This window comes from Pantoea sp., from assembly GCF_028283705.1.
Lineage (GTDB): Bacteria > Pseudomonadota > Gammaproteobacteria > Enterobacterales > Enterobacteriaceae > Pantoea.
In genome coordinates this window covers 138,682-163,045 of sequence record NZ_JAPWKD010000034.1, presented here as the reverse complement: position 1 = coordinate 163,045, position 24,364 = coordinate 138,682, and the positions used below count along the sequence as shown (strand labels likewise).

Annotated in this window: 24 protein-coding genes and 1 tRNA gene; 9 read left to right on the top strand and 16 right to left on the bottom strand. The window is 55.0% G+C overall.

Annotated features, from left to right (window positions below; all coding sequences use genetic code 11):
* Window positions 1–36: 36 nt before the first annotated feature.
* Window positions 37–2,889: a bifunctional [glutamate--ammonia ligase]-adenylyl-L-tyrosine phosphorylase/[glutamate--ammonia-ligase] adenylyltransferase gene (gene glnE, locus PW844_RS27575; protein ID WP_299459483.1), complete on the bottom strand. Its 2,853-nt coding sequence runs from the start codon at window positions 2,887–2,889 to the stop codon at window positions 37–39.
* Between the two features lie 30 nt (window positions 2,890–2,919).
* Window positions 2,920–4,230 (bottom strand): inorganic triphosphatase, encoded by a 1,311-nt coding sequence (locus PW844_RS27570; protein ID WP_299459480.1) that lies wholly within the window; start codon window positions 4,228–4,230, stop codon window positions 2,920–2,922.
* Between the two features lie 204 nt (window positions 4,231–4,434).
* Between PW844_RS27570 and PW844_RS27565 the strand changes: the two genes are divergently transcribed.
* Window positions 4,435–5,055, top strand: coding sequence for a TIGR04211 family SH3 domain-containing protein (locus tag PW844_RS27565; protein ID WP_299459478.1), 621 nt, complete (start codon window positions 4,435–4,437; stop codon window positions 5,053–5,055).
* A gap of 137 nt (window positions 5,056–5,192) precedes the next feature.
* Window positions 5,193–6,425 (top strand): multifunctional CCA addition/repair protein, encoded by a 1,233-nt coding sequence (locus PW844_RS27560; protein WP_299459475.1) that lies wholly within the window; start codon window positions 5,193–5,195, stop codon window positions 6,423–6,425.
* A gap of 16 nt (window positions 6,426–6,441) precedes the next feature.
* Here the strand turns inward: PW844_RS27560 and bacA are convergent, their stop codons facing one another.
* Together bacA and folB are read right to left on the bottom strand one after the other, a co-directional pair.
* Entirely contained in the window at window positions 6,442–7,260 is an 819-nt protein-coding gene (bacA, locus tag PW844_RS27555; RefSeq protein ID WP_084876868.1) for an undecaprenyl-diphosphate phosphatase, read from the bottom strand.
* Between the two features lie 189 nt (window positions 7,261–7,449).
* Window positions 7,450–7,809 (bottom strand): bifunctional dihydroneopterin aldolase/7,8-dihydroneopterin epimerase, encoded by a 360-nt coding sequence (gene folB, locus PW844_RS27550; protein ID WP_013510542.1) that lies wholly within the window; start codon window positions 7,807–7,809, stop codon window positions 7,450–7,452.
* A 106-nt stretch (window positions 7,810–7,915) separates the two neighbouring features.
* Between folB and plsY the strand changes: the two genes are divergently transcribed.
* The gene (plsY, locus tag PW844_RS27545) at window positions 7,916–8,521 is read left to right on the top strand and encodes a glycerol-3-phosphate 1-O-acyltransferase PlsY (RefSeq protein WP_299459460.1); all 606 of its coding nucleotides are present in this window, start codon (window positions 7,916–7,918) and stop codon (window positions 8,519–8,521) included.
* Window positions 8,522–8,552: 31 nt separating this feature from the next.
* Here the strand turns inward: plsY and tsaD are convergent, their stop codons facing one another.
* The gene (tsaD, locus tag PW844_RS27540) at window positions 8,553–9,566 is read right to left on the bottom strand and encodes a tRNA (adenosine(37)-N6)-threonylcarbamoyltransferase complex transferase subunit TsaD (protein ID WP_299459457.1); all 1,014 of its coding nucleotides are present in this window, start codon (window positions 9,564–9,566) and stop codon (window positions 8,553–8,555) included.
* A 281-nt stretch (window positions 9,567–9,847) separates the two neighbouring features.
* Between tsaD and rpsU the strand changes: the two genes are divergently transcribed.
* The 3 genes from rpsU to rpoD all read left to right on the top strand — a co-directional run bounded on the left by rpsU (window position 9,848) and on the right by rpoD (window position 14,017).
* Window positions 9,848–10,063: a 30S ribosomal protein S21 gene (rpsU, locus tag PW844_RS27535; RefSeq protein WP_001144069.1), complete on the top strand. Its 216-nt coding sequence runs from the start codon at window positions 9,848–9,850 to the stop codon at window positions 10,061–10,063.
* A gap of 118 nt (window positions 10,064–10,181) precedes the next feature.
* Entirely contained in the window at window positions 10,182–11,927 is a 1,746-nt protein-coding gene (gene dnaG, locus PW844_RS27530) for a DNA primase (protein ID WP_299459041.1), read from the top strand.
* A 245-nt stretch (window positions 11,928–12,172) separates the two neighbouring features.
* A complete protein-coding gene (rpoD, locus tag PW844_RS27525; RefSeq protein ID WP_013510546.1) occupies window positions 12,173–14,017 on the top strand; it encodes an RNA polymerase sigma factor RpoD in 1,845 nt (614 codons plus the stop codon).
* A 44-nt stretch (window positions 14,018–14,061) separates the two neighbouring features.
* Here rpoD and mug read toward each other — a convergent pair whose 3' ends face one another.
* Window positions 14,062–14,577 carry a G/U mismatch-specific DNA glycosylase gene (gene mug, locus PW844_RS27520; RefSeq protein ID WP_299459037.1) on the bottom strand — a complete coding sequence of 172 codons (516 nt, stop codon included), beginning with the start codon at window positions 14,575–14,577 and terminating at the stop codon, window positions 14,062–14,064.
* Window positions 14,574–15,161: a TetR/AcrR family transcriptional regulator gene (locus PW844_RS27515; RefSeq protein ID WP_299459035.1), complete on the bottom strand. Its 588-nt coding sequence runs from the start codon at window positions 15,159–15,161 to the stop codon at window positions 14,574–14,576. The genes mug and PW844_RS27515 overlap by 4 nt, the downstream gene beginning before the upstream one ends.
* A gap of 135 nt (window positions 15,162–15,296) precedes the next feature.
* On the opposite strand from PW844_RS27515, the gene PW844_RS27510 reads away from it, so the two are divergent.
* From PW844_RS27510 to PW844_RS27500, 3 genes are all read left to right on the top strand, one after another.
* Window positions 15,297–16,082: an SDR family oxidoreductase gene (locus PW844_RS27510; protein WP_299459033.1), complete on the top strand. Its 786-nt coding sequence runs from the start codon at window positions 15,297–15,299 to the stop codon at window positions 16,080–16,082.
* 199 nt (window positions 16,083–16,281) lie between these two features.
* Window positions 16,282–16,357 (top strand) — tRNA-Ile (locus PW844_RS27505).
* A 394-nt stretch (window positions 16,358–16,751) separates the two neighbouring features.
* Window positions 16,752–16,976, top strand: coding sequence for a hypothetical protein (locus PW844_RS27500; protein WP_299459031.1), 225 nt, complete (start codon window positions 16,752–16,754; stop codon window positions 16,974–16,976).
* Window positions 16,977–17,148: 172 nt separating this feature from the next.
* Here the strand turns inward: PW844_RS27500 and PW844_RS27495 are convergent, their stop codons facing one another.
* From PW844_RS27495 to PW844_RS27455, 9 genes are all read right to left on the bottom strand, one after another.
* Window positions 17,149–17,391, bottom strand: a complete 243-nt coding sequence (locus tag PW844_RS27495; protein ID WP_299459029.1) for a hypothetical protein — start codon at window positions 17,389–17,391, stop codon at window positions 17,149–17,151.
* 268 nt (window positions 17,392–17,659) lie between these two features.
* Window positions 17,660–17,878 carry an ogr/Delta-like zinc finger family protein gene (locus tag PW844_RS27490; protein WP_013510553.1) on the bottom strand — a complete coding sequence of 73 codons (219 nt, stop codon included), beginning with the start codon at window positions 17,876–17,878 and terminating at the stop codon, window positions 17,660–17,662.
* Between the two features lie 64 nt (window positions 17,879–17,942).
* Entirely contained in the window at window positions 17,943–19,040 is a 1,098-nt protein-coding gene (locus tag PW844_RS27485) for a phage late control D family protein (protein ID WP_299459027.1), read from the bottom strand.
* Complete coding sequence (locus PW844_RS27480) at window positions 19,037–19,522, bottom strand: phage tail protein (protein WP_299459025.1); 486 nt, start codon at window positions 19,520–19,522, stop codon at window positions 19,037–19,039. The genes PW844_RS27485 and PW844_RS27480 overlap by 4 nt, the downstream gene beginning before the upstream one ends.
* Complete coding sequence (locus tag PW844_RS27475; protein ID WP_299459023.1) at window positions 19,519–22,170, bottom strand: phage tail tape measure protein; 2,652 nt, start codon at window positions 22,168–22,170, stop codon at window positions 19,519–19,521. The genes PW844_RS27480 and PW844_RS27475 overlap by 4 nt, the downstream gene beginning before the upstream one ends.
* Complete coding sequence (locus PW844_RS27470) at window positions 22,163–22,285, bottom strand: GpE family phage tail protein (RefSeq protein ID WP_013510557.1); 123 nt, start codon at window positions 22,283–22,285, stop codon at window positions 22,163–22,165. The genes PW844_RS27475 and PW844_RS27470 overlap by 8 nt, the downstream gene beginning before the upstream one ends.
* A gap of 14 nt (window positions 22,286–22,299) precedes the next feature.
* Window positions 22,300–22,602 (bottom strand): phage tail assembly protein, encoded by a 303-nt coding sequence (locus PW844_RS27465; RefSeq protein WP_299459022.1) that lies wholly within the window; start codon window positions 22,600–22,602, stop codon window positions 22,300–22,302.
* Between the two features lie 54 nt (window positions 22,603–22,656).
* The gene (locus PW844_RS27460) at window positions 22,657–23,172 is read right to left on the bottom strand and encodes a phage major tail tube protein (RefSeq protein WP_299459021.1); all 516 of its coding nucleotides are present in this window, start codon (window positions 23,170–23,172) and stop codon (window positions 22,657–22,659) included.
* 12 nt (window positions 23,173–23,184) lie between these two features.
* Window positions 23,185–24,354, bottom strand: a complete 1,170-nt coding sequence (locus tag PW844_RS27455; RefSeq protein ID WP_299459020.1) for a phage tail sheath protein — start codon at window positions 24,352–24,354, stop codon at window positions 23,185–23,187.
* Window positions 24,355–24,364 lie beyond the last annotated feature (10 nt).

The following is a 24,364-nucleotide window of genomic DNA, read 5'->3' as shown; positions in this document are numbered from 1 at the left end:
CGATAAAAATAGTGCGCGGATAATAGCACAGAATGCTTAGTGTTCCGCGCTGTCAGATTCAGCCAGCCAGCGTTGCCAGCTGGCATTAACCGTAGCGCGTTCTGCCGCAAAGGCTTCCGGCTCCACATGACCAGGCAGCTCCTGCAAAGCCAGATGATGCAACGCATCGCGCAGGGTGACATAAGCATGCGTCAGCGCTCGCGCCTCCTCATCCGGCATAATGTCGTGCTGCGCCATCAGCTCAAAGATGCGCACATTATCAGACCAGCGTGTCAGAGCGGGCTGCCGGGCGGCGTAGCATAAGACAAGATATTGCGCGATGAATTCAATATCGGTAATGCCGCCTTCATCAGTTTTGATTTCCCAGCGCCCTTTATGTTTGTTACTCAGGTGCGCCCGCATTTTTTCCCGCATCTCACGTACGTCTTTACGCAGCGTATCTTCATCCCGTGGCAGACAGAGAATGCCGCGTCGGATCTGATTGAATTGTTCGCACAGCGCCGCTTCGCCAAACACAATGCGCGCACGCACCAGCGCCTGATGTTCCCAGGTCCAGGCCTCGTTACGCTGATAATCATCAAACGCGGCAAACGTGCTGACCAGCATCCCGGCCGCACCGGACGGGCGCAGGCGTGCATCCACTTCATACAAAATGCCGGAGGAGGTACGCGTGCTGAACAGATGCATCACTCGCTGTGCCAGACGCAGATAGAACTGCCGACCATCAATGGCACGTTCGCCGTCAGTCACCGCGTCATCCGGGCAGTCATGCAGGAAAACCAGGTCGAGGTCGGAGCTGTAGCCCAGTTCCCAGCCGCCGAGCTTGCCGTAACCCACCACGGCAAAACCCCGTTCGCCGTCATGAGTCAGATGGGACGGACGCCCATAACGCTGCACCATCATGTTCCACGCCTGCTGAACCACCGATTCGATAATCGCTTCGGCCAGCCAGGTTAAGTGATCACTCACTTTCATCACCGGCAGCGTTTCGGCGATGTCGGCTGCCGCGATGCGCAGATGCTGCGCCTGCTTAAACTGGCGCAACGCCTCCAGCTGCTGCTCTTCATCATCCGTGGGAATGCGCATCAGGTACTGGCGCAGTTCATCACGATAGGCATCCGTGGCGGTGGGTTGATACAGCGTCGCCGGGTCGAGCAGTTCATCCAGCAGCAAGGGATAACGCGCCAGCTGGCTGGCAATCATCGGTGAGGCGGCGCACAGACGAATCAGATGACGTAACGCGCCGTGGTATTCGGTTAACAGCTCCAGATAGGTGCTACGCGTCAGGACACCAAGTAGCAGCGGTGTCAGGCGGCTAAGGATCACCGCCGCATCGGGACGTGGGCAAACCTCGCTCAGCAGGCGCGGCATCAGTTGATCGAGCGCCTGACGACCGCGTGGCCCAATGGTGCGACGCCCCACATCCAGACGAAAAGCGTTCAGCGCTTCATACAACACACGTTGCTGTGCTTCATCCAGCTGCGGCACCAGCGCCGCCAGTTCGCTCTCTTCGAGCGTGTCCTGCCACAACACCGCAAATTCGGCCAGCTCGCGCTGGTCATCGATATCTGGCGTATCGTCGCCAATCAATTCATCGAAAATGGCACGCACACCCGCCATATGCTGTTCAAGGCTGGCAATCAACGTTGGCCAATCCGCTGCCCCCATGCCCCAGGCCAGGCGCTGACGGTCAAGATCGTTTTCCGGTAACGTCTGGGTTTGTTCATCATTCAGGCTTTGCAGCAGGTTTTCCAGACGACGTAAGAACAGATACGCCTCGCGCAAATGCTCTACCTGCTGCGCCGTCAGTAAACCCAGTTCGCCAATCGCCGCAAGCGTGGGTAACAAGGATCGCAGTTGAAGTGAACGCTCACGTCCACCGCGTATCAGCTGAAATACCTGCACGATAAACTCGGTCTCGCGGATACCGCCCGCACCCAGCTTGATGTTGTCTTTCAGGCCACGGCGGCGAACTTCACGGGCAATCATCCCCTTCATGTTACGCAGCGATTGGATGACGCTGAAATCGATGTAACGGCGATAGACAAAAGGCCGCAACATTTGCTGCAATTCCTGGCTCCAGCGTCCATGGTCATCGCCCATCAGACGCGCTTTGACCATGGCATAGCGCTCCCAGTCGCGCCCCTGCTCCTGATAATAATCTTCCAGCGCGGCAAAACTCAGCACCAGAGGACCACTATCGCCAAACGGACGCAGACGCATATCCACCCGGTAGACAAAGCCATCCACCGTCGGTTGATCGAGCACTTTTATCAAACGCTGGCCCATGCGGGTAAAGAACTGGGCATTATCGAGTTCACGCCGACCACCGCGAGTTACGCCGTTTTCCGGCCAGGCAAAAATCAGGTCGATATCTGAGGAGAAATTAAGCTCGTTGCCGCCCAGTTTGCCCATGCCAAGAATCAACATCGGCTGGGGTTCACCGGCTTCATTGCAGGGGGTGCCAAAATCGCGACAGCAATCCTGCCATACCCAGTCACGCGCTGCTGCAATCAGGGTTTCGGCCAGCACGCTGAGTTGTTGCAAACTCTGTGTGGTGCTGGCCTGATGCAGACACTGCATCCAGGCGATACGCACCAGCATATGGCGGCGGAACAGACGCAGCTCACGCATCAGGCTGGCTTCGCCATCCACATTTTCTAGCGTCTGATTCAGCCAGCTGGCATACGACTGCCACTCATCAGGCTCAGGGGGTTGTTGTTGTAGCTGTTGCCACCACTCAGGGTGCTGCTGCAGGTTGTCGACAATAAAGTCACTGAAAGCGAGCGCACCTGCCTGCTCAGGCGTCAGTGCGTCGGGCGACACATTGAGCTTTTCCGCCGCACTGGTCAGTTGCGCCTGCATCAGCGCCGATAACGGTAACAACATCTTCCCTCCCTGATTCTGTTTTGTGTGGCGTTAGCGTGGTGTCCCGCTGTTAAGCCAGAATGGGGCCTGCTTCACCGCCTGATTCACCAGCGTATTCAGGCCTCGCTCCTGCTGGATGGCAATGGCATGTTGCAATGTCTGCCAGCCTGACAGCCAGTTGTTCACCTCTTCAGCCGGATACGCCCCTGCCAGCAGATGCACCGCCAGCAGCTGGCGATTCAGACGCGTGGCTTTATCCTGAAACTCATTAAACAGCTGCACATCGGCAAACGTGTCTTTCAAATCAGCGGTGATACGGCTCAGCATAATGTCGCTAAAGCGTTTGAATGAACCCTGCAGTTTGCTTTTGCTCTTATCATCCAGCCAGTTTTGCCATTGCGCCTCTACCAACCAGTGAGTAAGCGCTAACTGAGCATCGACAGAGCTGAGTGAAAAACTGAGAGCCGACGCATCCTGCTGGCTATCGGCCAGCAACTCTTCTATACGGGTCAGCTTCTGCCGCAAATCACTGCTGGCTTTACGCGGCACCAGCGCACCAAATAGCGAGAATGCCTGACGCAGGGTTTCTAATGCCTCCAGCACCGACGCTCGCGCTGCCGGATTACCACGCAACCACACTTCTTCATGGTATTGCCAGTGATTCAGCCCTGCGGACAACGCGTTGATCATGCCCTGCTCTACCGTCGCCTTTGCCGGGATTTTCAGTAGCGGCAGGTTGCGCAATGGGCGCGGTGTATTGCCCTGTGCCAGCTGATAACCGCGGGCGGCTTTGCTCAGGCTGCCGAGGCGCAACCCTCCCATAGCAATAAGCTGTTGGGCAAATTGCAGCAGATCTTTACGCTGCCCCTGCTTCAACTCCAGCTCCACCTCATATAAAGGTTCGCTGAACTCACCAGCGGCTACCGCTCCGCGATCAAACGCCACCTCAATTTCGCTATCGGCAAACTGCAGCAGCCACATCTCGCGCTGGAAATGGGTGCTGAACAGGGGTTCCAGCCGTTGCTGCAACGCTGCCACATCTGTTCCCTGCGGCCAGATTTCGGCGGGTAACAAGGCGATATCCAAATCCGGCGTGTTGATATCGACGTTATATTCCGGTCGCTGATGCAACCCACCCACGCTTTTTCCTGCCGCTTTGAGCGTCATTTCATAGCGCTGGTCGACGCCGCGAATGCGCAGTCCCATATCCCAGCGCCGCAGCTGGTTGTCATCGGTTTCAAAATAGATGTTGGTCAGCTCACGCGCTGATACATGTTGATGAGGCCATGCTGCAAGAGTTGTAGCCAGTTTTTCGGCCGCTTCCGGCGTGGCAATGAACTTTAATTCGATTTCGATGGTCATAATTTTTTATTGAATACGCTGCTGGCACTTAAGAAGTTAATCTGGCGAAGAGTAATGCACAGAATGCATGCTGTCTCGGCTTTCTTTTGCTTTTACGACCCTTTTCACTCCAGATTGAGACCAGGATAGTTCTCATTCAGATTTATGGGAAGCCTCTCCAGACTGTGCCGGTAATTTTACGCCATGACGAAAAATTGATATCGAATGAAAAAAATCACACTTGCAGCTCTTTCATTGCTGGCTTTCAGCGCCATCACTCCAGCTCATGCAGACGAAAAACGTTACATCTCCGATGAATTATCCACCTGGGTGCGCAGCGGCCCTGGCGATCAATTTCGCCTGGTTGGCAAGCTGAATGCCGGGGAAGAAGTACAGTTGTTGCAAACCAACAACGATACGCAGTACGGCCAGATTAAAGATTCGCAGGGTCGCACCACCTGGATTCCTCTCTCCCAGTTGAGTGCCGATCCCAGTCTGCGTACCCGCGTGCCGCAGCTTGAGCAGCAGGTGAAGGACCTTACCGACAAACTGCAAAACATCGACAACAGCTGGAATCAGCGTACGTCCGATATGCAGAACAAGGTAGCCAGCAGCGATAGCACCATCAACGGCCTGAAAGACGAAAATCAGAAGCTGAAAAACGAGCTGATTGTCGCGCAGAAAAAAGTCAGTGCCGCTAACGTTCAGCTGGATGACAAACAGCGCACCATTATCATGCAATGGTTTATGTATGGCGGTGGCGTGCTGGGCGTGGGTCTGTTACTGGGTCTGTTGCTGCCGCATATGGTGCCGCGTCGCAAAAAGAACGATCGCTGGATGAATTAAGCCGATCATTGTTCTTTTTTTGGGAGGGGATCGTAAGATGCCCCTTTTGGCATGCCCGAATTTTGGCCAAACTGTGCAACAATTAGAGATTGATGCGTGCCCGACACGCAAAGGTAGATGGCCTCTGGAGTAGTTGAGTGAAGACGTTTCTGGTCGGTGGCGCAGTGCGTGATGCGTTGTTGCGTTTACCGGTAAAAGATAAAGATTGGGTCGTGGTAGGCACCACGCCTGATGCGATGCTGGCGCAGGGCTTTCAGCAAGTTGGCCGGGATTTTCCGGTTTTTTTGCATCCACAAAGCCGCGAAGAGTATGCGCTGGCGCGTACTGAGCGCAAAAGTGGTAACGGATATACCGGGTTTGTGACCTGGTTTGCGCCGGATGTCACGCTGGAGCAGGATTTGCTACGACGCGATCTGACCATCAATGCCATCGCGCAGGCGGATAGTGGTGAGTTAATCGATCCCTATTCCGGACAGCGCGATCTGGCCGATCGTATCCTGCGCCATGTTTCCGCCGCTTTTAATGAAGATCCCCTGCGCGTCTTACGCGTGGCGCGGTTTGCTGCCCGTTTTGCCCACCTGAACTTCCGTATCGCTGGTGAAACTCAGGCGTTGATGCGTGATATGGTCTCCAGTGGCGAGCTGGTGCATCTCACGCCCGAACGCGTCTGGAAAGAAACGGAAAAGGCACTGCTGACGCGTAATCCACAGGTTTATTTCCAGGTACTGCGTGATTGCGGCGCGTTGCAGGTGCTGTTCCCGGAACTCGATAATCTGTATGGCATCCCCGCCCCCATCAAATGGCACCCGGAGATTGATAGCGGTATCCATTCGTTGATGACTCTGACGATGGCAGCTGCGCTGTCCGACCAGCTGGATGTGCGCTTTGCCACGCTGTTCCACGACGCAGGTAAAGCCCTCACACCGCCGGAGAAGTGGCCGAGCCATCATGGTCATGGTCTGGCCGGAGTGCCGATTGTGGCAGCCTTATGTGAGCGGTTGCGCGTACCCAACTCGGTGCGTGATCTGGCACTGCTGGTCACCGAATTTCACGATATGGTTCACACCATCGAACGCCAGCCAGCCGCAGCGCTGATTGCGCTGTTTGATCGCATTGATGCCTGGCGCAAGCCGCAGCGTGTGGAGCAAATGGCGCTGACCAGCGAAGCCGATGCTCGCGGCCGAGCCGGGCTGGAAAACAATGCCTATCCGCAGGGTGATTATCTGCGCACAGCATTCTCGCTGGCACAGGCCGTTCCCACCAAAGCCGTGGTGGACGCTGGATTCAAAGGAGCAGAAGTTCGGGAAGAGTTAACACGGCGGCGAATTGAGGTACTGCAGGAAAGGCTGATTAACGCGCGGCCAGCGTAACTGGCCGCGCATTGCATCACATGAACAGCATGTAAACCACGCCCGCGATGATAAAGCGGTAGATGGCAAATGAGACAAAGGAGATGCGTTTAATCAGCTCAAGGAAGGCTTTGATGGCAACCAATGCCACCACGAAGGCGGTGACAAAGCCAACGGCGAACATCGGCAGATCCTGCATCGTCAGGAAGCCAATGCTTTTGTACAGATCCAGCACTGTCGCACCCATCATCATCGGTACTGCGAGGATGAAGGAGAACTCCGATGCAGCATAGCGGCTCACGCCCATCAGCATACCGCCAGAGATGGTGGCCCCCGAACGTGAGAAGCCCGGCCACAGCGCCAGACACTGGAAGCAGCCAATCATAAACGCCTGACGATAGGTAATATCGTCAATCCCCACCGCTTTCGGCTGCTTTGGTTTAAGGTATTCCGCCACCAGCAGCAGCACACCCCCCACCACCAACGCATACATCACGTTAATCGGGTTGAACAGCGATTTGATTTTATCGTGCAGCAGCAAACCAATGACCACCGCAGGCACCATACCCAGCAGGATATGAATCAGAGTCAGATGGCCTTTGCCGGTACCTTCATGTTTCACTTCACCAAAATGAATACCGATTAAGCCAAAGAGTCGACGCCAGAACATCACCACGACAGCAAGAATAGAACCGAGCTGAATCACCACTTCAAAGGTATCGGCGGTGTCGCCTTCAAAACCTAACAAGTGGCCAACAATAATCATGTGGCCAGTGGACGAGACCGGTAAGAATTCGGTCAGACCTTCCACTATCCCCAGGATTGCAGCTACCCACAGCTGATGAATATCTGCCATCAAATTTTCCTCTATCCGTTTTAAACAGTAAAAAGGCGGTCGCATCTGCCTACCGCCTTAAATTATGCCTGCGCCAGTCTGAAGGAAACCTTAAGGTTTCCGGTAACTAAGCCGCACTAAACGCAACGGCTCTCGCTGAGACACACCATAATTTGGTTTGGTTTCATTGTGATGGCAATCACGTCAGATTTATTTAGGAATAGTCCCGCGCTCAATTCGTACGCCAACCGTGGCTGCCTGCGCTACAGCCCCCGGTTTTCCTACGCGGATGCGCACGCCGGGCGTTTTGAAACGATTCATCAACAGATCCGCAATTTCTTCCGCTACCCGTTCAACCAGAGCAAAACGCTGCCCGTTAAGATGGTTTAAAATTGCCTCGGTGACATCGGCATAACTGAGGCAATCATCGACATCATCGCTGGCAGCCGCCTGGCGGTTATCCCACGCCATTTCGACATCGAGCACCAGCTTCTGCTGCATGCCCTGCTCCCAGTCGTAAACGCCAATAGTGGTGAACACGGTGAGTTGCTCAATAAATACGATATCCATGATGTAGTCTCTGTTTTTGGCTAAGCCGGATACCACTTCCGGCGGATTATGCGTATTATCCACACTTACCGAGAACAAAACGACCCTACAGGAACGGTATGGAACTATGAGTGCTATCGCGCTTGGTATGATTATTTTCGCGTATCTTTGCGGCTCCATTTCCAGCGCGATACTGGTGTGCAAACTCGCTGGTCTGCCGGATCCACGCACCCAGGGTTCAGGTAACCCCGGTGCGACGAATGTGTTACGTATCGGGGGGAAAGCACCCGCCGCTGCGGTACTGATCTTTGATATCGCCAAAGGGATGCTGCCGGTGTGGATCGCTTATCTGCTGCATATTCCGCCGTTGTATCTTGGCCTGACGGCGATTGCCGCCTGCCTGGGCCACATCTATCCCGTTTTCTTTCGTTTTCGCGGCGGCAAAGGCGTGGCGACAGCGTTTGGTGCCATTGCGCCGATTGGCTGGGATCTGACCGGATTGATGACCGGTACCTGGCTGCTGACGGTGCTACTGAGCGGCTACTCGTCGCTGGGTGCGATTGTCAGCGCGTTAATCGCCCCTTTTTATGTCTGGTGGTTTAAGCCGCAATTCACCTTTCCGGTGTCGATGCTTTCCTGCCTGATTTTGCTACGTCATCACGACAACATTCAGCGTCTGTGGCGTGGTCAGGAAAATAAAATCTGGAAGCGGAAAAAAAAGCAGCAGAAATAAAAAAACCGGCGCGCAGGCCGGTTTTTTTATGTCAGATGGCAGGCAGTTCAGCCAGCGGCCAGCGCGGTCGGACACTGACGCCCAGTTCACCCCGTGTTCCGCCTTTCAGTCGCACCATACCCGCATAAGCAATCATGGCACCGTTATCGGTACAGAATTCCGGGCGTGCGTAAAATACTTCACCACCGCGCGCGCGCATCATCTCCGCCATGCGCTCGCGTAACGTGCGGTTGGCGCTGACGCCGCCGGCGATCACCAGACGTTTGAACCCCGTCTGCTCCAGAGCACGCTTGCATTTGATCATCAGCGTATCCACCACCGCATCTTCGAAGGCACGGGCGATATCGGCACGTGCCTGATCGTCGCCCGCATGTTCGCGGATGGTATTGGCAGCGAAGGTTTTCAGGCCGGAGAAGCTGAAATCAAGGCCGGGGCGATCGGTCATCGGGCGCGGGAAAGTGAAACGACCCGGCGTGCCCTGCTGTGCCATGCGCGAGAGCATCGGGCCACCCGGATAGTCGAGGCCCAGCAGTTTGGCGGTTTTGTCGAAAGCTTCACCCGCCGCATCGTCAATGGATTCGCCCAGCAGGGTGTATTCACCAATGCCGGTGACGCTAATCAGCTGGGTGTGACCGCCCGAAACCAGCAGCGCCACAAACGGGAATTCCGGCGGGTTGTCTTCCAGCATGGGGGCCAGCAGATGGCCTTCCATATGATGGACTGGCACCGCAGGAACATTCCAGGCGAATGCCAGCGCACGACCAATGGTGGCACCAACCAGCAGCGCACCGACCAAACCTGGTCCGGCCGTATAGGCCACGGCATCAATCTGCTGCGGCTGCAATCCAGCCTGTTTCAACGCCGCCTGAATCAGCGGCACGGTTTTACGCACATGATCGCGCGATGCCAGTTCTGGCACCACACCGCCGTAATCGGCATGCAATTTTACCTGGCTATATAATTGATTTGCCAGCAGACCGGACGCATCGTCATAAATCGCGATGCCGGTTTCATCGCAGGACGTTTCAATACCCAGAACTCGCATAGCTTTTCGTACCCTCTTCTTGCGGCGCGCAGTGTACCACAGGGAGATCACCGGCCGGGCAACTTTGACCGCGAAAAAGTGTTTTTCCGTCGCACAAAGAGTGCGCTATACTCCACGGCCTGAAAAAACCGGCAGCCGCAAGGCACAAGCCCCTGTTGGTTTCAATTTGTTCCTGGTGCTTTACAAGCCAACCTCGGTTGGAGTAGAATTATGCACCATTTTGAAATGTGCTGGCGCCGCAGTCAGCAGCAAAAACCGAATTTTATCGAGGTGAGAGTTACATGCCGGTAATTAAAGTACGTGAAAACGAGCCGTTCGACGTAGCACTGCGTCGCTTCAAGCGTTCCTGCGAAAAAGCAGGCGTTCTGGCTGAAGTTCGTCGTCGTGAGTTCTATGAAAAACCGACTACCGAACGTAAGCGCGCTAAAGCGTCTGCAGTTAAGCGTCATGCCAAGAAACTGGCTCGCGAAAACGCACGCCGCACTCGTCTGTACTAATTTCTTTCGGAGGTTCGCCTCCGCCGCGTGATAAACGCAGACAGAGTCAAGTAAGAGGCCGTGCTTTCCGAAAGGAAGCGCGGCTTGTTGCCGTTTATGAGCTGAAAAACCGGGGCTTATGGCTGGACGAATTCCACGCGTATTTATCAATGACTTACTTGCCCGCACGGACATCGTGGACCTTATCGATGCCCGCGTTAAGCTGAAAAAGCAGGGTAAGAACTATCATGCGTGCTGCCCATTCCATAACGAGAAAACCCCCTCTTTCACCGTAAACGGTGATAAGCAGTTTTATCACTGCTTCGGCTGTGGTGCCCATGGCAATGCTATCGACTTCCTGATGAATTTCGATCGTCTGGAGTTTGTCGAAAGCATTGAGGAACTGGCCACACAGCACGGCCTTGAAGTGCCTTATGAAGCGGGCAACGGCCCCAGCCAGATGGAACGCCATCAGCGCCAAAGCCTTTATCAGCTGCTGGAAGGTCTGAACACCTTCTATCAGCAGAGTCTGCGTCAATCGCAGGCCCAGCCCGCTCAGCAATATCTCGCCACGCGTGGCCTTAGCCAGCAAGTGATTGATCACTTTGCCATTGGCTATGCACCGCCCGGCTGGGATAACGCGCTGAAGCGTTTTGGTCAGCAGAAAGAGGATCGTGAGTCGCTGATGGAAGCAGGCATGCTGGTCAGCAATGACAAAGGCCGCACTTACGATCGTTTTCGCGACCGGGTCATGTTTCCGATTCGCGATAAACGCGGCCGGGTGATTGGTTTTGGTGGCCGTGTGCTGGGCAACGATACGCCGAAATACCTGAACTCGCCGGAAACACCGATTTTCCATAAAGGTCGTCAGTTGTATGGCCTGTATGAAGCGCTGAAAAATCATCCGCAACCGGCTCGTCTGCTGGTGGTGGAAGGGTATATGGATGTGGTGGCCCTGGCGCAGTTCGGCATTGATTATGCCGTTGCCTCGCTGGGAACTTCGACCACTGCGGAACATATTCAGCTGCTGTTTCGCTCGACGGAAAACGTGATTTGCTGTTACGACGGTGACCGTGCCGGCCGTGAAGCCGCCTGGCGTGCACTCGAAACCGCATTGCCTTACATGAATGACGGTCGTCAGCTACGCTTTATGTTTTTGCCTGATGGCGAGGACCCGGACACGCTGGTGCGCAAAGAAGGCAAAGCCGCGTTTGAATCAAGGATGGAGCAGGCTATGCCGCTCTCCACGTTTCTGTTCGACAGCCTGCTGCCGCAGGTTGATCTGAGTACGCGCGACGGTAAAGCACGCCTGAGTACGCTGGCGTTACCGTTGATCAGGCAGATCCCCGGTGAAACCTTGCGTATTTATATGCGTCAGGAATTAGGTAATAAACTCGGCATTCTTGACGATAACCAGTTAGAGAAGTTATTGCCGAAGCAGGCTGAGAGTGGAGCCGCACCCACCGCACCACCGCTGAAGCGCACAACCATGCGCGTGCTGGTGGCGTTACTGGTGCAGAACCCGCAATTTGCCGCCATGGTACCTGCTCTCGAAGGTCTGGAGCAGTCAAAAATGGCGGGTTTACCGCTGTTTGTGGAGTTAGTCAGCCGTTGTTGTGAGAATCCTGGCCTGACGACCGGACAGCTACTAGAGTTATATCGCGGGACAAATTTTAGTCAGACCCTTGAAACACTGGCCACCTGGAACCACATGATAGTGGATGAAGAGGCGGAAACGGTGTTCCAGGATTCTCTGGCGAGTCTTTACGATTCCGCGCTGGAACAGCGTCTTGAAGCGCTCATTGCACGCGATCGTACCGAAGGATTAAGTGCTGCCGAACGCCGCGAATTCTGGGCACTGAGCCAGGCACTGGCAAAGAAATAACCGTTTTAGACGCTCTGGTTGCCGATACCGTTAAAATGGCAGGGAACCGGGGCGATAAGCATTAGCGGAACCAGGCGAGAAGCCTGGCCCGAAAAAAGCATCCAAGCGGCTTAAGTGCCGAATATCAGAGGGCAAATGCCCTGGCCGCGACGAAGGCAGCGGCAAAAACACAACGCCTTCACTGTTATTGTTGGCTCGCTGCCGACCGACACCAATCTAATTAACAGAAGTGTGGATACCGTCTTATGGAGCAAAACCCGCAGTCACAGCTTAAGCTACTTGTCACCCGTGGTAAGGAGCAGGGCTATCTGACCTATGCTGAGGTCAATGACCATCTGCCGGAAGATATCGTCGACTCCGATCAGATCGAAGACATCATCCAGATGATTAACGATATGGGTATTCAGGTGGTGGAAGAAGCCCCTGATGCCGATGATCTGATGCTGAATGAAAACAGTGCCGATACTGACGAAGATGCTGCGGAAGCCGCCGCTCAGGTGTTATCCAGCGTTGAATCTGAAATTGGCCGTACCACCGACCCAGTGCGCATGTACATGCGCGAAATGGGGACTGTTGAACTGCTGACGCGTGAAGGCGAAATTGACATCGCTAAACGCATCGAAGACGGCATCAACCAGGTTCAGTGCTCCGTTGCAGAATATCCGGAAGCAATCACCTATCTGCTCGATCAGTACGATCGTGTTGAAGCAGGCGAATCACGTCTGTCCGACCTGATCACCGGTTTTGTCGATCCGAACGCTGAAGAAGATCTGGCCCCTACCGCCACTCACGTGGGTTCTGAGCTGTCTGAAGAAGACCGCGATGACGACGATGAAGACGACGAAGAGAGCGACGACGACAGTTCTGATGACGATAACTCTATCGATCCGGAACTGGCGCGTGAGAAATTCGTTGAGCTGCGCACCCAGTACGAAACCACCCGTACGGTGATCAAGGCCAAAGGCCGCAGCCACGCCGACGCGGTTGCCGAAATTCAGAACCTTTCTGAAGTGTTTAAACAGTTCCGCCTGGTACCGAAGCAGTTCGACTACCTGGTAAATAACATGCGTGAAATGATGGAGCGCGTGCGTACTCAAGAACGCATCATCATGAAGCTGTGTGTTGAACTGTGCAAAATGCCGAAGAAAAACTTCATCACCCTGTTCACCGGTAATGAAACCAGTGAAAGCTGGTTCAAAGCCGCGCTGGCGATGAACAAGCCGTGGTCGGAAAAACTGCTGGAAGTGCAGGACGACGTCATGCGTTGCCTGCAGAAGCTGCTCCAGATTGAAGAAGAAACCGGTTTGACCATCGAGCAGGTGAAGGACATCAACCGTCGTATGTCTATCGGCGAAGCCAAAGCGCGTCGTGCGAAGAAAGAAATGGTGGAAGCTAACCTGCGTCTGGTGATTTCAATCGCTAAGAAATACACCAACCGTGGTCTGCAATTCCTCGACCTGATTCAGGAAGGCAACATCGGTCTGATGAAGGCGGTTGATAAGTTTGAATATCGTCGTGGTTATAAGTTCTCAACTTATGCCACCTGGTGGATCCGTCAGGCTATCACCCGTTCTATCGCCGACCAGGCGCGTACCATCCGTATTCCGGTGCATATGATTGAGACCATCAACAAGCTCAACCGTATTTCGCGCCAGATGTTGCAGGAAATGGGCCGCGAGCCGACGCCGGAAGAACTGGCTGAGCGTATGCTGATGCCGGAAGATAAAATCCGCAAAGTGCTGAAAATTGCCAAAGAGCCAATCTCTATGGAGACGCCGATCGGTGATGATGAAGATTCACATCTGGGCGATTTTATCGAGGACACCACGCTGGAGCTGCCGCTGGACTCTGCAACTTCTGAGAGCCTGCGTTCTGCCACCCACGACGTACTGGCTGGCCTGACCGCGCGTGAAGCGAAGGTACTGCGTATGCGTTTCGGTATCGATATGAATACCGACCACACGCTGGAAGAGGTAGGCAAGCAGTTTGATGTAACGCGTGAGCGTATTCGTCAGATTGAAGCCAAGGCGCTGCGTAAACTGCGTCATCCAAGCCGTTCCGAAGTGCTGCGTAGCTTCCTTGACGACTAATCGGTCTGAGATAAAAAAACCCCGGCTCGCCGGGGTTTTTTATTTCACTCGCTTTTCTGCAACCATAGATAAAGTTGTCGATAAGCAGCGGCCATCTCCTCCAGCGAAGCACGATTCAGGCCACTCGGATTGGGCAACACCCACAGCCGGGTATTGCCGAGAGTGTGTGGCTGCTCACCCCACTCCACTTTGCGCTGACGAAATGCGCGCTGGAACGCATCTTTTCCTAACACCGCCAATGCACGCGGCTGATAGTTCAGCACTTTCTCCTGCAATCGACTGCCACCATCACGCAGCTCATCCCCAGCCAATTCCGTCGCCTGCACCGTTGGTCTTTCCACCAGCATAGTAATGCCGCAGCTGGTCTCCAGCAGCCGCTGTTCCTGTTCCGGCTTAAGCTGTTCATGGGTGAATCCTGCCAGATGAATCACCTTCCAGAAGCGATTGCCCGGATGGGCAAAATGAAAGCCAGTATGCGCCGAGGAATGACCCGGATTGATGCCGCAGAACAGCACCTGTAAATGTGGAGCGATGATGTCGCGAATATTGTGATCACTCATGCCGGCTTCAACCCTGCACGCTGTTTCACGGACAGGCGACTGTCAGCCAGAATCTGACTCGCCTCAGTATCATCCGGGCAGGCGCGTGCCAGCGCCATCGCACCAACCATTTCAGCCAGGATGCTGGCGGCCAGCCTATCCGCCTGAGGATTGCCGAGTTCCTGTAGTGGCTGAGCCAGTCTCTGACGCACCACTTCGCGCCGCTGTGAAAATAGCGTCCGAGCCTCAAGTGGCAAATGCGCCATCTCGCTGGCAAGTGCGGGGAGCGGACAGCCCTCACCCGGTGTGACGCGATGCACATCGGAGAGATAATTATCGATCAGCTGGTTCAAACGCTGTGCCGGATCCTCAATCTGCACAATCGCCGCTAATCGTTGTGCGGAATCAGCAAACATCTGAGCAATCACCGCTTCTACCAACACATCACGTGAAGCGAAATGAGCATAGAAACCGCCATGCGTTAAACCAACGCGCTTCATCAACGACGCAACACCGATGCTTTCCGTGCCGCATTCACGCATCACTTTGGCTGCCTCATCCAGAATGCGCTGACGCGTGCGCGCTTTGTGACTCAGCTTTTCCATCCTCTGCTCTCCGGTTCATCAGTTACGGCAATCATAGTAATTATTACGACCATCATATTCCAGCTTGACGACAAATATTATGAGCGTCATATTTAGCACGTCAAATATGATAACCATCATTTCGAGGAATCGACCATGTCATCATCTCAACTGGCTTTGATCACCGGCGCATCCAGCGGTATTGGCGCTACCTACGCAAAACAACTGGCCGCCCGCGGCTATAACCTGATTCTGGTGGCACGCGATGTCGCTCGTCTGAATGCACTGGCGCAGAGCTTACGTGAATCGGCTGGCGTGGAAGTCAGCGTCTTACCTGCGGATCTCACCAAAACACAGGATTTACAGCGTATCGAACAGGAACTACGTGAAAATCACCACATCACGTTGCTGCTGAATAACGCAGGTATGAGCGTCGAAGGGGAATTTATCGATGCTGACCTGGAACGCATTCAAACCATGCTGGCGTTGAATATCGTGGCTCCTACCCAACTGGCCCACACTGCTGCACAGGCATTTCGTGCGCGTGGCCACGGCACCATTATCAATATTGCTTCCGTGCTGTCACTGATACATGAACAGTTCAACGGTGCCTACAATGCGACCAAATCCTTTGTGCTCACACTGACGCGCGCCATGCAGCGCGAGCTGGTTGATAGCGGTGTGCATGTACAGGCGGTTCTCCCCGGCGCGACCCGTACTGAGATTTTTGATCGTTCGGGCACTCCGATTACGGCATTTCCGGCAGAGATGTTGATGGAGGTTGAGGATCTGGTCAGTGCTGCCCTGCGCGGGCTCGACGCTGGTGAACTGGTAACCATCCCATCGCTGGAGAATACTGACCTGTGGCATGACTTCGACAATGCGCGTGTGGCACTCCAGCCATACTTATCCCGGAATAAACCGGCATCACGTTATCAGTAAGCACGATGGTAATGAGAGACAGGGCTTTCCCGCCCTGTCTCAGAATCATCTGCAGATTAGGTTATTTTTGCAACAATGGCCGTGGGATCTGCGAATTTTCTCATTGATATCAAAGAGTCAGAGGTTGGTTTAATTTTCAGCAACCAGCTATCAATGGCTGGATCGCCCTGGCGAGATACTTTATAATCCCCGCTCCGCTGGCCCCTTAGCTCAGTGGTTAGAGCAGGCGACTCATAATCGCTTGGTCGCTGGTTCAAACCCAGCAGGGGCCACCAAATTTAGTGATAAATATCATGCAATTAAGCCGCTCTCCGAAGCGGTTTTTTTGTAGCCAAAAAATCGATTGGCAGCAAAATGGCAGCAGATTTTTTCACCCTCCCCCACTGCCAGTGCTAGTCGTGTTGAACTGATCCACCTGCTTGTTTCACACAACTCTTAAAGGTGCTTACTGGAAAGAAATCCATGTTGTTTATGGGGATGCATAAGAGTTAGTCTGATATCTAGTCAATAGATGATTTGAACTAACGTTTGGTTTCAGGAACTAACGTCACAAAATGTGCTCTGTGTTAATCAACAGGTTCAGATCATCATTCCATTTTGATTCAATCGCTTAGTCAACCGTATTTTAAGATATCTTAATTAGGAAATATGATGGTAACCAGAGAAAGCATGAAACAATGGATCATTGAGTGCCTTCAAGAACGAAATGGCAGCGCCTGGCCCCGTGAGGTCTCAAAATATGTTTGGGATAACTATGAGTCAATACTCAAGTGCTCAGGTGATATGTTATATACGTGGCAATATGATATTCGTTGGGCAGCTCAACAATTGAGAGACGATGGTGTTCTTAGACCTGTAAATGGACGCAAAGATTTGCCATGGGAATTAGCGTAATAACAGAAAGTTTAATGTCTGTTTTTCACTTTGACTGATCGCATCGTCATGCAACCTTTCCGCTTGGTGTCGATAGCACACTCCATAAGGGTGAAAAATGTTATCTGCTTTCGGGAAGCTCTCATAGGTTATCCAAAAAGTTAGGCCGCAAAATCTGCGGCCTAACATGTAATTAAGGTTTAACTAACTGATACCAATCAACCTTTGAGTTATGATGCCATTGCCAGCCACCAAGTTCGATCCAGTCACTATTGCTTTCGTGGTCATATTCCCAATTGACCCTTGCAATCAAACCGGAAACCAAATTTGCATTGAAACCCTCGGAGAAGGACATTAGCTCAATTCCTGAGCAATCATTTTCTATATCATCTTCAGTTGGCAAACGAGTAAGTACCAATAGTGCTTGCTTTATCATGTGTAGTGCTCCAGATTATTGTTAGATGGATATAAAGAAAATACAGATAGTAAATCGAAAGAATGCCCATCTAATCTATTCTCAGCACAAGACCTTATCAATCAGACAAATCACTAAGGCACTTAAAATAAAACTTCATTACTGGGCCTCGTTATTTGTGTTTTATCTCTGTTGCTGCAACGCCTCTTAGCTGGCTGAGACTGCTTTTCAAAGAACCTTATCTGACTCTAATAACCTAGCCCATGGACTACACCGTTTTCCGTAATGCTCACAACCACAGTGGTTGCTGCTGGTTTCTTCCTGGATGCGGCGGCACAGGTTTAACGCTGCCCGGTTTCATGATGATCTCTGACACTGTCTCATGAGATTTGAAGGTGCAACTGCAATTGATGTTCTGGCACTGGTTATAACGTTCTTTGGTTGTTGCCGATACCTGAAAGCTGCTTCGTGTATGTGCGGCATTTCCGCACAGTGGACAATTCATCATTTTAACGCCTCCGCAATCCCAATTGAGATGGATATTAATCATTATTTCCCTTTTGCGATAGTATTCATTCCATTTCAAGAGAATCAATTTTTACTTCAAGATCCATACTGGTGGTAAATCCGCTGTCACTCAGGCTGTGCGTCAGCGTTGTGATAATCCATTCCCCGCCATCAATCTGCTGTTTAAACCCGCTTACCTTTACCGGCATTTCCGTGTAGAGATCAGCACGGCCACGCGCCAGCTGAATGGAGAACGTCGCAACGCCGCGTTGCAGACGCTCCCACTGCATTTTGGCGGCTCGCTCGGCGTTTGCCCTGGTGGCATAAGTCCTGCTCAGCACCAGCACGTTTTCATCCGTCCCGATCAGGTAGTCGCCCTGTTTAGCTTCCGGCTCCTTATTCGTTGCTGTGCTGGTTTTGTGGCGACGCTTCACCTTTGTCACTTCTTTCTTTTCCGGTTCACGCGTATGCAGCCAGCTGGCAATCACGCCGGTGTAGGCGTCACGGTCAGCCAGGGTAAAGCGGTGGCTGTCGCCATCTTTGCGCTGCAACGTCATCACCGGCAGGACTTTGCCGCTGGCCGTTTTCCCCTGCCCCTGACGGATAAACAGCAGGTTGCCGTTTTTTACGCAGGCAATCGCACCGCACTGACGCGCCAGCCGCATCAGGAAGCTGGCGTCTGATTCGTTGGTCTGGTCCAGATGGTCAATCGCCATCTTTGCCACGTCATCACCCAGCGCCATGTCCAGTTTGTGCCTGGCCGCAATCTCTTTCACCATGTCGCCCACGGTGGTGTCATGCCATGACTTTTCACGCCGGGTATTCAGCGTTTCCCGAAAATCCGCGCTGCGGGCACGAAGGACAAGCCGGTCAGGGCTGCCGGTGTGCTCGATTTCGTCCACGGTGTAACTTCCCTTTGGTGTCAGCAGCTGCCCCTGCCAGCCCAGCGCCAGCGAGAGCACCACGCCCCTACGCGGCAGCTGTAACTGGCCGTCGGCGTCGTCCAGCTCAATATCCAGCTGGTCGGCCTCAAATCCCCGGTTGTCCGTCAGAGTCAGGCTGATAAGCCGTTTCTCAATCTTCTGCGTGATGTCAGCCCCTTCCAGCGTCAGCCGGAACGCGGGCGCGTTAGCGGCCCCTGTTACCCATTCTGCACCGGTCATGACAGCAGCCCACCCACAGCAGACGTTAACTGACCGGCGGCACTGGTGGCCGCGCTTTTGATTGCCGTCAGCTGGTCGCTGAGGCTGCCGAACATCTCACCCAGCGACTCATCGGTACGTTTTAGCGTGAGCGTGAACTCAATACGACGGCAGACGCCGTTACTGAAAAACTCCGCTTTTGTCTGGCTCAGGCTCTCAATCACGAACATGCCGTAAATCGTCCCGCTCCCCTCAATCAGCGGCCACGCACGCCCCAGCTCGGCTATCTGTTCCAGCGCAAACAGCGACAGCCGCCCGCCGGTGATTTCCGGCAGCAGCACGCCGGACAGCGTCACGGTGTCGTTATCCGGTCCGAGGAACTGCACGGAAGGGCGAAAGCCAACCCGGTTGTTGGTCGGAAACCGCCAGCTGCGCTGGAGTTGCAGCTGCTGGTAAGGGACCGTCTTCAGCATAAAAACGAATAACCCCAGCGTCATCATCATGAATCAAACCCTCCCCGGTCACTGTAGGAACTGCGCGCCCGTGCCTGCGCGTGGCGCTCTTTTTCTTCCAGCCTGCGCATCAGCTCATCCAGCAGGTCGCCCGTGTTCTGCCCCGGCTGCTGCACAATATGGATATCGTATTTACCCTGCATGATGATCGGCGGCCCGGACTGCCCGGCACCGGCTGTGCCTGCTGCTGCGGTCTGCGCTTTCGCGGGCAGGGCCATCGGGTGCACCGGGCGGGCAGCGGCTGGCGTGGCGGCAACACCCATTGCCAGCGCGGCAGAGGCAGCCAGCGAAGCGGTGCGGCGGCGGCTGGTGATACTGGCCGGGCCGTTCACAATTTCCGGCCCGTTCTCGCCCACGATGCCGAACTGCCCGGACGGGATAAACCCGCCGGTGTCATACAGCCCGGCAAAGCCGGTTGCGGATTTCTCGCTGCGGCCCGGCACAACCGGCACGCCGGTCTTATCCCCGCCCGGCTTCAGAAAGTCCGGCAGGTAGTCGGTGAGTGAAGACAGCTTGCTTTTCAGCGCATCCCACTTCTCACTGACACCTGCCAGCAGGCCGTCAATCATCTGCGAGCCAGCAGCCTGGAATCGGGCGGGGAGTGCCTGCACATCCGCCACGATTTCATCCCATTTAGTGCTGATGTAGGTGCGTATTGCCGTCCAGACACCAGACACTTTTGTGCTGATTGCGTCCCACAGCGCGGCGAGTTTTGGTCCCAGCGTGTCCCAGTTCTGCCAGATATACAGCGCACCGGCAGCAATCAGACCGATAACTGCCAGAATGGGGTTTGCCATCATCAGCCGTCCCAGCCACAGCACGCCATTCCCGACAATACCCATTGCCCCACGGATAAGGCTGAAGGCGCTGACGGCTTTGATACCCAGCACGCCACAACTCAGGCGCAGCAGCGCCAGCGGGCCGAGAATTGCAGCAGCTGCCAGTGACAGGGCACCCACTGCCGTGGCGGCAATAGCAAACCCGGCACCCAGCTTAAACAATCCCGCCGTCAGCTGCGGGTGCTGCTTAACGAACTCACCCAGCGCGCTGGCAAGGTTGCCGAGCCAGTCAGCCAGTTGTTTCAGCGCGGGTGCAACGGTTTCCCCGATGGCGGCCATTGAGTTAGTAAACGAACCGGTAGCGGCTTCCCATTTGTTGCCCAGGGTGTTCAGTGAGGCGTCCACACGCTCGCGCAGTGATGCCTGATTTTCCAGTTTTGCAGCGGTTTCGCGGTAGCCATCAATCCCTTTGCTGATCATGATGTTCAGTGCCTGGAGGGTTTCGGCGTCATCGCCAAAAAGGGTATTGATAACCGACTGTCGCTTGCCGTCATTGGTGATTGTTTTCAGTTTCGCCAGCTGCGCATAAAGGTTCTCCAGTCCGGCAAACTGGCCTTTACTGTTCTGAAAATTCAGCGCGATGCCTGTTCCCTTCAGTGCGTTATTTGCCTTACCTATCTTTGTGTTGTTAAGTGTGGCCTGAAAAATCTTGCGGTAGGCGTTGCCTGCGGACTCACCGGCCATGCTCGCCTGATCGGCCATCACCAGCAGCGGCGCAAAAGTTTTTGCGGCGGTGATACCTTTCTGATGCAGGATGTCCATCGCACTGCCGATTTTAGAAAAGCCCTGGAGCATGTTGTCCGAATCAACGCCCGCATAAAATCCCTTCTGAATGATGTCAGTCAGGGCCATCATGTCCTTTTCACTGGTCTGCGTGGCGTCCTGTAATTTCGCCGCAAACTCTGCCGCATCGGTGGGAGCCATTTTCAACTGCACGCCGAGATAGGCGGTTGCTTCACCCAGCCCGCCTAAAATCGCCTGCGCGCTCATGCCCTGACGTCGCAGCATGGTCATCATGTTCTGAAAGTCCGCAGTGGTGCCGGGCAGTTTGTCGCCCAGGCTGACGGCCAGCCGGTTGATTTTCTCAAACTCCGGCGCGACTTTAGCCCCCGGTCCCATCAGGGAGGCGGCCATCTGCGTGGCGGCGTCTTCCGACTCGGCATAGGCACGCACCGGGGCCAGCATCGTCATGCCGGTGGTCACGCCGGTTGCCACCATGCCCGCGCCGTTTCCGGCCAGGCTGTTACGCATTGCGGTGGTCTTTTCATGGCGTGCCCGGATGGCGGCCAGTTTCTGCTGTCGTTCGCCCAGCTTACGCAGCTCTCCCTGCTGGCGCTCAATGGCTCCGCTGGCTGCGTTTGCATCCGTCTTCAGGCGGCGTTGAGCTGCACTCAGCTGCTTTGTATCGATCCCGGCGGCGTTCAGCGCCTCGCGTTGACGCTGCACGGACAGGCGCAGCCCGTTAAAGGTCTGCTGTAGCTCACTGGCGCGGGTCTTTGCCTGCTCCAGCACTCTGGCCTGTTGTGCCGTGGGCCGGTTCGTTGCGGCAAACTGCGTTGCCAGCGCGGCCGCTTCCTGCCGGGCAGTTGCCAGATTCTTTTCCGTGATGGCAAGCTGGGAACGGGTTTTGCGAAAACCATCAATACGGCCAGCCTGCTCGTTAAGCGTTTTCAGGCTGTCTTTGCTGGCCTTCAGGGCGGCGGACAGCTCCTTAGAGCCGTCACGCGCGTTGCGAAAGGGGCGGGTGATTTTATCCACCGCGCTTAATACCACCTGCATACGCAGGTTTTTGTCACTCATCGTCACCGGCTCCGCTGCGAAGAATTGCCCTGTGCCGCCACTCCAGCACTTCGGGCAGTGGCATATCGTCCGTAACGGAGGGCGGCCAGTGAAACACCGTGGCGATATCCGCCACTAAATCGTCTACCGTCAGGCCGTCGGGAAAGCCGACAGCGCCGACTTCGGCAACAAAAAAGTGACCACCTCCACCGACAGGGAAAGCAGGTCCGCCGGGTCCATTTCCACGATTTCGTGTGGCTGTAACGCCGGTACACTGATGCGCGGCAGCACCACCATCATGGCGTTCACGTCCATGTCCATCAGCGCCTGAAGGCGGGTGCCGCGCAGTGAGCCGGACTGCGGCTTGCGCAGCAATACCTGGGTGATGGTTTCCTTGCCGCGCTGGATGGGCGTATCCAGCTCAACGGTTTTTTCGGTGGTTTTGTCAGTCATGATTACGTTCCGCTAAAGATGTTAAAAGCGGCAGGGTTTCCCCTGCCGGGGTTATCAGAGGCCGAGTGCGTTACGGTGTTCTTCCATCAGATCGGTGCCATCCACAATGTGGATCATGTTCACGAGATCAATCTCGTAAAGCACTTCGCCGTTGATGGTCAGCTTCGCGTAGCTGTTGGTGCCGGACACTTTGGTGGTGCTGGATTCGCCGGTCTTCCACTCGCCGGAATCCAGCTCTTTGTGGCGGCCACGCACCACCAGTTCCACCGCCTGAATTTCGCCCGTGTCGTCGCGCTGGAGAGAGCCGGTAAAGCGCAGCTGAATGCCGTCCACGGTGGCCGTACCCAGCTGTTTGAACAGCAGGGACTCGGTGCCGCCAATGGTGAATTCGGTATCCAGCGCGCCGTCATCCAGCCCCATATCGATATCCACCGCACCGGCCATGCCGCCGCCGCGATACTTTTCAAACTTGCGGGTGACTTTCGGCAGCGTCAGGGATTCAACCAGCCCCTGCCAGTTGTTACCGGCGTTGAACAGGTTCAGGTGCTTGAGTTTGCGGGGTAATGCCATCGGTCTGTCTCCTTATGCGCTGACGCGGCTGGCGAAATCCACCAGGTACTGGTCAGTGATACGCTGACGCAGCAGCAGGTTTTCCAGCGGCGGCACCGGGGTGTAGTCGTAATCGATCAGCAGTTTCCCGGCCTTCAGCGTGTCTTTGTCGTTCACGCTTTCATCCAGCCAGCAGTCCGCGCCGATGAGATAGCCCTGATTCACCAGGCTGCGCAGCTTCGCGCGAATGCTCTCGATAATGTCGCGGGCCAGCGACGGGTTCAGCGCGCCATCCACTGCCCACATCTGCGCTTCGGCAATCGTGTCCATCAGCACCTGTGCGGTGCGGGTGTAGCTCTCAAATGCAAACAGCGCATCGTCACTCAGGCAGCGCGAACCCCAGAAGCGGTAGCCGTCTTTGCGGATCAGCGTGGTGATGTCGTTCTGGTTCAGCAGGCCCGCATCGGTAGCCGGGTCCTGCAGATCCCAGAACACATCTTTTGAAATGCCGGTGACGCCGTTCACGCCAACGTTAGAAAGGGATTTGTGCCAGCCGGTCTGTTCATCGATTTTGGCGCGCAGGCCGAGCGCGCGGGCTGTGGCATAGGCTGCTGCATCTGCGTTCAGTACGGTGTCAAAGCTGATAAAGTCCGGCCAGATAAGCATCCCTTCGCGCTGGCTGAAGTTGGCACGGTAGGCGATGGCCTCTTCCATCGTTTCGCAGCCGTAGGCCGACAGGTAGGAAAAGGCGCGCAGGCTCTGCGCCACACTCAGCAGTTCGGTGGCAACAGCTTGCGTATCATGCCCCGGCACGCCGAGGATACGCGGTTTGACGCCACAAACGGACTGCGCGGCCAGCAGCGCTTTCATGCCGGTGCGCTGCCCGTTAACCACGCCGCCGATAATGTTGGAGGTGGTTTCCGCCTCGGTTTCCCCCTGGGGAACGCGCACCACAACGGTGACAGGTTTGGCCTGGTCGGCAATCGCGTCCAGTGAACGGGCCAGCGTGCCGGATTCCCCGGCCTTGCCGCTGGCGGTCAGCACATCGGTTAACAGTACCGGGCGGTTAAGCGGGAATGTGGCCGCGTCGGCGTCATCGCCGGTGCAGACCATGCCCACAATCGCCGTGCTGACGGTGGTGATGGTTCGGGTGCCTTCGTTGATTTCCTCAACGCGCACGCCGTGGTGGTAATCCTGAGCCATAAAACGAATC